Genomic DNA, 7,227 nt, shown 5'->3' with positions numbered 1-7,227 from the left:
GATACTCCGCGTTGCGCCGCGACCGGTCGATGTCGGCGACGTCGTGCATCCGCGACAGCACGGTGGGTATCGGGTGGCGCATGAGCAGCAAAAGCTTCATCTGCGGGAAGCGGCGCTGCAGCCACTTCAAGAACAGGTTCGACTTCGTCTCCTTGACGAGCCTGCGGTCGAACTCCACGCGCAAGTTGTAGTTGTATTGGTCCACTTCGGGATGGCGGAAATTGCCGCTCAGAACTCTTGAGGCTTGTTCGACGAGATCGCGATCGTCGCACTCCGGCCGGATGTAGCGAAGCCGGTCGTCGGGTTCGAGCTTCGGCGACCATGACGGCCGAAGCGGCACGACCATGGAAAACGGCTCGAAGAGAAACCTGTAGTCGTTTTCGAAATTGATGATCTCGGAGACCCAGGTGCTGCCCGTGCGCGCGCCCGAAGACAGAAATACGGTCTCGGCCGCATCCGCATCGCCGTCGACGATGCTCGCGCTACGCAAGTGATTCCAAATGGGTCGCAAAACCGATTTCCAGCGTGCCGCGCCGGCCATGCACGATTGCTCCGACAACTCTCTATAGTGACCCGGTTATTATACGACATCTTCGCAATAAGCGCATAGGACTCCCGCACCATCGGACCGCCAACTAACGTCCCTCACGGCGCGGCACGCCGATTTGCAAGGTCGAATGCGCGATGGCTTTGAAGTCGACGTGATACACATCACAAATTCGCAAAGAACCGATTTTGACAAGACGCCGGATTCTTTTCTTGTGCCTTGCGGCGCCGTGGCGGTTGAACGGCGGCGCGCTCATCCGCAACTATTGGATGGTACGCGGGCTAGCGCGCGATTTCGACGTGGACGTGGTCATCGCGGAAGATCCGGGTGAGGCCGCACCGCCCGATTTCGCGCGCGACTGCGCGTCGATCGCCACCTTCGCCGCGCCGAGCGGCATCGGCGCACGAATCGGTCGAGGATTGGACTCGCTGAAGCCAAGCGAATCCTATTTCACCGCCGGTCAGATCCCCGGAGCGTTTCGGCGTCACGTCGCCGCGGCGGTTGCGAGCACGCGCTACGCAGCGATTCACATCGACGATCTGCCGATCCAATCCGCGATTCCGGCGCGCGATTGTCCGCCGATCGTCTACGCGTCGCACAACTGTGAGTATGCGCTCTTTCACCGGCGCGCCGAGTTCGAGCGCGGCATATTGCGGCCGCTGCTGCTCGCCGACGCCGAGCGCGTCCGCCGCATCGAATCCGCACTCGTGCGCCGGGCCGTTCTCGTCACCGTGTGCTCCGACGACGACGTCCGCGATCTCGCATTGTATTGCGGCCTGGACGAGCGCCGCGCAGTCGTGGTTCCAAACGGTGTCGATGTCGCGCGCTACGAACCTGTTTCCGCGCGGCCGTCGGAACGCGGCTGCATCTTGATCTCGGGAAGCATGGACTGGCGTCCGAACCAGCAAGGACTGCGCTGGTTTCTCAAAGACGTTCTTCCGCAGCTTCACGCGCTTGCGCAACCACTTGAATTCACCGTGCGCGTCGCCGGGCGCATGACCTCGGGGATGCAGCAGGAGCTTGCGGGTTTTCCCGGCGTCATCGCCGTGCCGAATCCGAAAGATATGCGCGATGAACTCGCGCGCTGCCGGATCGTCGTCGCGCCGATCCTCGCAAGCAGCGGCACCAGACTGCGCATCCTCGAGGCGTGGGCAGCCGGCCGTCCGGTCGTCACCACACCGGCCGGCGCATTCGGATTGGACTATCGCGACGGTGATGAGCTGCTGTGCGCGACGACGCCCGCGGAATTCGCCGCGTCTATCCTACGGATCTTGCGCGACGACGCGCTCTGGCTGCATGTGCGCGATCGAGCGACCGATCGCGTCAAGCAATACGATTGGGGCCGCATCTGCGACGTCGTGGAGTCCAGTCACGCCGGGCTCGTCTAACTCGAAATCGGCTGCGCCGCGGCCGGCGCCGCATTTCTTCGCATGATGACGGCCGCGCCTTCGAAATCGGGCAGCGGGTCCGTCGCGCTGTACACGCCGTCCATCCCAAACGCGCGCAGCGTCGCCGCCGCTTCGCGTTGCTCGTCGGGCGTCACTCGTTTGGTCCATTTCGCGATCTGTTCGTAACCTTCGATCTCGGAGGGCTCGCGGAAACCGTGGATCTCAGTGCGGTGAAGCGTGGACGATCGTTTTCTGCTGCGCTTACGGATGCGGTCGATCTCATCGTCGCGCAATTCGGTCCCGAGAAACTCGCGTAAGCGGCGCATCTGCTTCACAGGATCGATGCAGAACTCTTCGTAGAACGCCAGGTGGACGTCGCCGGGGGCGAGCGTGCGCAGCGGCACGTAGTTCTGGATGCACCACACCACCATGCGCTGGGCGAACACGGTCGTCGCGGCTTCGATGACCGGACGGAACGGCTCGAGAAAATCTTGCATGAGTTCGGGCTGGCCAAGCGCCAGCGCTCGATATTCGCGGGTGCGCTTCTCCACGTCGTCCGTCGCGTCACGTTTCTCCGGCGGCAAGTCGAAGTAGTCGGGCTGTCGCGACATGATGGCCGAGATGGGATGGCGCAGCAGCAGCACGATGGGCATGCCCGGGAAGCGCTCGTGCAGCCACTTGGCGTACAGATTGGACTTCGTCTCCTTCACCAGACGTTTTTTGAATTTGATGCGCGGCGTGTAATTGTATTGGTCCGTCAAACCCTGGCGGAAGCGGCCGGTGATCACTTCTTGCGCGCGGCGGATCAGGTCGGGATCGGTGGACGACGGGCGGATATACTGCAGCCGGTTATCCCGTAGCATGGGTAAGAGTTCGGGCGGGACCATGAGGTACTCGCGGCTCGCCGGTTCGAACATCAGCCGGTAGCTGAGATCGAAGTTGATGAGCTGCGACACCCAAGTGCCGCCGGTCCGTCCACCGGTCGACACGAAGAGCGTGTCGCGCCAATCGCCCGAGTTGTCGATCATGATCTTCGATCGCAGATGATTGTAGGCGGGGCGGTACAGCGGCGTGATGGCGTCTTTAAACGCTACCTTCCAATCTGTCATGAGGCGCTGGTCTCCGATCTACCGTGTGCGGCGCACACGCGCGAATAAAGTTCGTCATATGCCTCGGCCTGCCGTTGGATGCGGAATTTTTCCAAGAACCGGGCCCGCGCCGAGGCGCCGAGGCGTTGCGCGAGGTCGCGGTCCGATTGGATCTTTTCAACGCCCTCCGCCAGCGCGCCGGCCGAACACGGCTCGACGAGCACGCCGTCCACGCCGTCGCGAATAGCGAGTTCGGTGGCGTTGACGCGCGTCGCGACGATGGGTTTGGCCGCGCGCATCGCCTGCAGCAGCGACAGGCTCAGCCCCTCACCGCGCGACGACTGCACGTAGACGTCGATCGCCGTGACGTAGTCGTCGGACGGCGACACGTATCCGACGGCTTGGATGCGCGACGGATCGCAGCGTTCGATGTCGGCCTGCAACGGACCGACACCGGCTACCGCCCACCGCAATGGCGCATGGGTTGATAACGCGGCTTCAATGAACTCCGGGATGCCTTTTTCCGCCGACAGCCTTCCCATCGCTCCGGCGACGAAATCGCTATCCGTCCATCCAAATCGCTCGCGTGCGCGCGCGCGTTCGGCAGCGTCGGGCAATGGAAGGTCTGGGATCGCGTTTGGAATGAATTTTTTATTGGCCGCGCGCGGAAATGCCGAAAGCATCGTCTCGTCGGGCATGGTGACGACGTCGCTGGCCGGGCTCGACATGCGGTCGATGGCGTTGTAGAACTGCAGCCGTGTGTCTGAATTGTCAAAGCCGTGCGACGTGCTGACGATCCCGGTCATCGGCGCACCGAGCACACGCGCCATTCGGCCGACGACGTTCGCCTTAAAGCCGTGCGTGTGCAAAATGGCAGTGGGCTTCGCGCGCAGGTGGCGCATCAGCGCGCCCAATCCGCGCCAGGGCGAACCCGATGAACCGGCGCTGAGTATCGTGACCGGAAATCCGTCGGCTTCGATGAGATCGCTCAGGAGACACGGTGAGAATACCGCAAGTTCTGGAACGAATTGCGGACTGCGCGCTTGCGCGTGGATCAAATTGCTGACGACTTGTTCCTTGCCCCACAGATATTGCTTGCCGAGCAAGACGCCGTCGAGCACGTGGATGACCGGCACGCGATGCATGCCTGCCGCCACAAGAGATGACGGGGCGCCCATGGATGCGAACGGAGCTATCGGCTCTGAAGGTGACTGCATTAGACCTATTGTAGCGGCGTACGCCGCAGCGGCGCACGGCTCGAATGTCCCGAACCGATTAGGCCCGACGGCATATCGAGTGGTCTTTTTTATTCCATAGCTCTATAGATAAGCCTCTAGGAATATATGAAAGCGACACCCGCACGCGGAAGGCGTCGCCTTCTACCACTGCCAGTATTATTGAATCGCGATCAACGCGCTCGTACCGGGAACCATCGCAGGCGGCGCCGGACCGGTGACGTTTGCAGTACCACCGTCGAGGACGCCCGCGCCGCTGATCACAAATGTATGACTATACACTCCCGGCCACGGGAACGGATGCGATGCGTTCGGGTTGTCCGCGTTCACCACTGTCGCACAGCTTCCGACTAATTGACCCCAGAGATAACATGCCCCGTATTGACGGCCGTATGTCCAATGTGAGGTTTTGAGTTTCTTGACGTCAGCCGGCGATGATATCAACGGGTCGAGCGCGACGAGGGTTTCCTCCGGAAAGACGCTCAAGTGGCTCGGCGTGGTGAATTTCTCGGATATATTACTCGACGATAAATCGTAGGTGAGCAGAAAGGATGCGTACATGTACATTCGCCGCGCTATGGAAGTCTCGGCCGGAAACGAATTCAATCCGCGGCAATTGAACGACTTCTGAATGTTGGCCATCGTCAATTCGCTTGTTTCGTAGTTGAGCCACACGGCGGTCTTCGGCAGCGGATTGTCATTGGTGGCATTGCCGTAGCAGCCTTCAAGACTTCCGCCGAATGTCGTCGGATTAAGCAATATCGATGGCGGCGGATTTTCCCATCCATCGGCAAGCGTACCCAGGCCATTGTAGATGATGGTCTGGCCAAGCGCGAGATCGTTCGCGTTGGAAGCCGCGGTCCAACTCGCTTCGGTATAGCCGCACGGGGTCGCACTCGTGTTGTGGATGTTGTTCGCGCCGTCTTCGAAAATGTACGTGTAGTTGTATCCACCGCCTAAGATGCTGTTAACCCACCCGGCCCACAGTGGTTCGAGATCGGGCGATCTCGGATCCATCTGGTAGGTGACGACAGGCCTGTGGCCGACCGTGATCCGGTTCCCTAAGCAGTCGTGCGCGAACGTGGACTCATCGTTCGTATACATCGGGGTGCCCTTGTGGGATCTGTTCGGATCGGTGTAGAGCAGCGTCTTGATGCCGGCGGCGTCGAATGCGTTGACGTCTCTAACTTGTACCTCGGCGAAATCCAGATACGGTGCTGCCTCTTGCGGATCAACTTCGCCGGCATGTTCGTAGACATCAAACGTCAGGACGTGGTTCGGTGCGGTCATGCCATGAAGCGAGGACCAGGAACCGCGTAACGCTCCCGCACGCGCGCCGAGCGCCGAAGAAGGATGGCCTCCCGGATGCGGCGACCCGGCGGAACTGCAGTCGACAAGCGATAGGCCCGCTGCACATGCAACTAGGCCTGCCAGTTGGACGATTCTTTTCATATTGCGCTACAACCTCAAAGCTGTTGTAAAAAACACGGCGTCACGAATGCAAGGCATTTGTGGGCTCATCGATTTGGACCACGAATCGATTGAAGAAGACATTCAAAACTTTCGATTGCGAGAACATGTTCCTTGGGACTTTCATACGTAGGACTGTCCCAAAAACATGCAGCTTGCTTTTCAATCAAGCAAGCGCGCGGCCAGTGCGCCCGAGGGGCCGGACTCATTCGATGCAGCTCAAAAAGCAAGCGAGCCCGCGAACGCGGACTCGCTCTTGAACGCCTGTATCGCTTATTGTATGACGATGATCGAGGACGAGCCCTGTATGTCCGAAGGCGGCGCGGGACCGTTGGTTGTGGCAGTGCCACCGTCGAGGATATCGCCGCCCGAGAGCACGAGCGTGTGATGATACACGCCAGTCCACGGCAACGGATGTGACAAATTCGGTCGGTCCGAATTTACGATGCTTGCGCACGCGCCTATCCATTGGCCCGCGTAGTAGCAGTTCCGATACTGACGCCCATAGACGTTCGTGCCTTCGTTGAGCTGGTCGACGCTCGACGGTTGCATTACGACGGGATCAAGCGCCACGAACTGGTTTTCCGGCTGGATCCAAAAACCGCTGTTGGCCGGGGTGAACTTTGGCGAAATGACTGCGCGCGCCGGATCGTAGGTGAGCAGGAACGAGCCGTACATGTAGAGGCGTTGGACCTGTGCCGAGACGTCTGGCGTGTTGTCAAATCCGCGGCAGACGAACAGTTTGCCTGATGCGAGCACTTGTATCTCGGTGTTTTCAAACGTGTGCCAGACTTGTAGATTCGGCATCGGATCGCCGGCATAGTTCGAATAGCAACCTTCCATCTCGCCGCCGATGCTGCTGGGAAGTAGCGCCATAGCCGGACTCATCTGATCAGGGCCGTTCGCCAAATTGCCGAGGCCATTGAATATGATCGGATAGTTCAACGCAGTACCCATCGTGTTTTGGTTCGCGAGCCACGAAGGCTGCAAGTATCCGCACGGCTGTGCCGATACATTGTGGACGAGCGGGGTGTCCTCGAATACCATGTTGTATTGCGCGTTGCCGATCTGATTGTAGAACGCGACGTGCTGTTGCCAAAGTCCCAAGAGGGTCGACGATGTCGGCTCGGTTAAGTACGTCGTCTGCTTCGTATCGTTGATCGTGATCCGATTGTTGCTGCAGTCGTGTGCGTACTCGGTCTCGTCGTTTGAATACTCCGGCATGCCCTCGTAGACACGATTTGGGTCAGTGTACAATATTGTCTTGATGCCGGCCGCTTGAGCGGGTGCATCGTCCGCTGGGCCAACTACAGACCAACTGACGTACTGTGCCATCTGGCCCCAAGAATACGTTGGACTGTCGATGCCGCTCGCATCTTGCATCGTGAGCACGTGCGTCTGTGCGATCGGGCCAGGCGTCATCGTGGGCATCGGCGTGGGCGACGGATGAATGGTGGGCGACGGGGAGGGCGTCGGCGAGCCTTTAGGTTTAGGCGTCG

6 protein-coding genes are annotated in these 7,227 nt (G+C 60.1%); 1 reads left to right on the top strand and 5 read right to left on the bottom strand.

From position 1 onward, the window contains the following. Window positions 1–541: sulfotransferase (locus VII69_02075; GenBank protein HEY5093884.1), on the bottom strand; the 541-nt coding region annotated here is incomplete at its 3' end. Between the two features lie 194 nt (window positions 542–735). On the opposite strand from VII69_02075, the gene VII69_02070 reads away from it, so the two are divergent. Beyond that, window positions 736–1,935, top strand: coding sequence for a glycosyltransferase family 4 protein (locus VII69_02070; GenBank protein HEY5093883.1), 1,200 nt, complete (start codon window positions 736–738; stop codon window positions 1,933–1,935). Here VII69_02070 and VII69_02065 read toward each other — a convergent pair. The 4 genes from VII69_02065 to VII69_02050 form a co-directional block, all read right to left on the bottom strand. Next, entirely contained in the window at window positions 1,932–3,044 is a 1,113-nt protein-coding gene (locus VII69_02065; GenBank protein HEY5093882.1) for a sulfotransferase, read from the bottom strand. The genes VII69_02070 and VII69_02065 overlap by 4 nt on opposite strands. Further along, window positions 3,041–4,240 carry a glycosyltransferase family 4 protein gene (locus VII69_02060; protein HEY5093881.1) on the bottom strand — a complete coding sequence of 400 codons (1,200 nt, stop codon included), beginning with the start codon at window positions 4,238–4,240 and terminating at the stop codon, window positions 3,041–3,043. The genes VII69_02065 and VII69_02060 overlap by 4 nt, the downstream gene beginning before the upstream one ends. A gap of 177 nt (window positions 4,241–4,417) precedes the next feature. Beyond that, a complete protein-coding gene (locus VII69_02055) occupies window positions 4,418–5,710 on the bottom strand; it encodes a hypothetical protein (GenBank protein ID HEY5093880.1) in 1,293 nt (430 codons plus the stop codon). 291 nt (window positions 5,711–6,001) lie between these two features. Beyond that, window positions 6,002–7,227: hypothetical protein (locus VII69_02050; GenBank protein ID HEY5093879.1), on the bottom strand; the 1,226-nt coding region annotated here is incomplete at its 5' end.

The organism is Candidatus Eremiobacteraceae bacterium (assembly GCA_036511855.1).
GTDB lineage: Bacteria > Vulcanimicrobiota > Vulcanimicrobiia > Eremiobacterales > Eremiobacteraceae > JABCYQ01.
The sequence above is the reverse complement of the archived record's forward strand: the minus strand, read 5'-3'. Positions and strand labels throughout refer to the sequence as shown.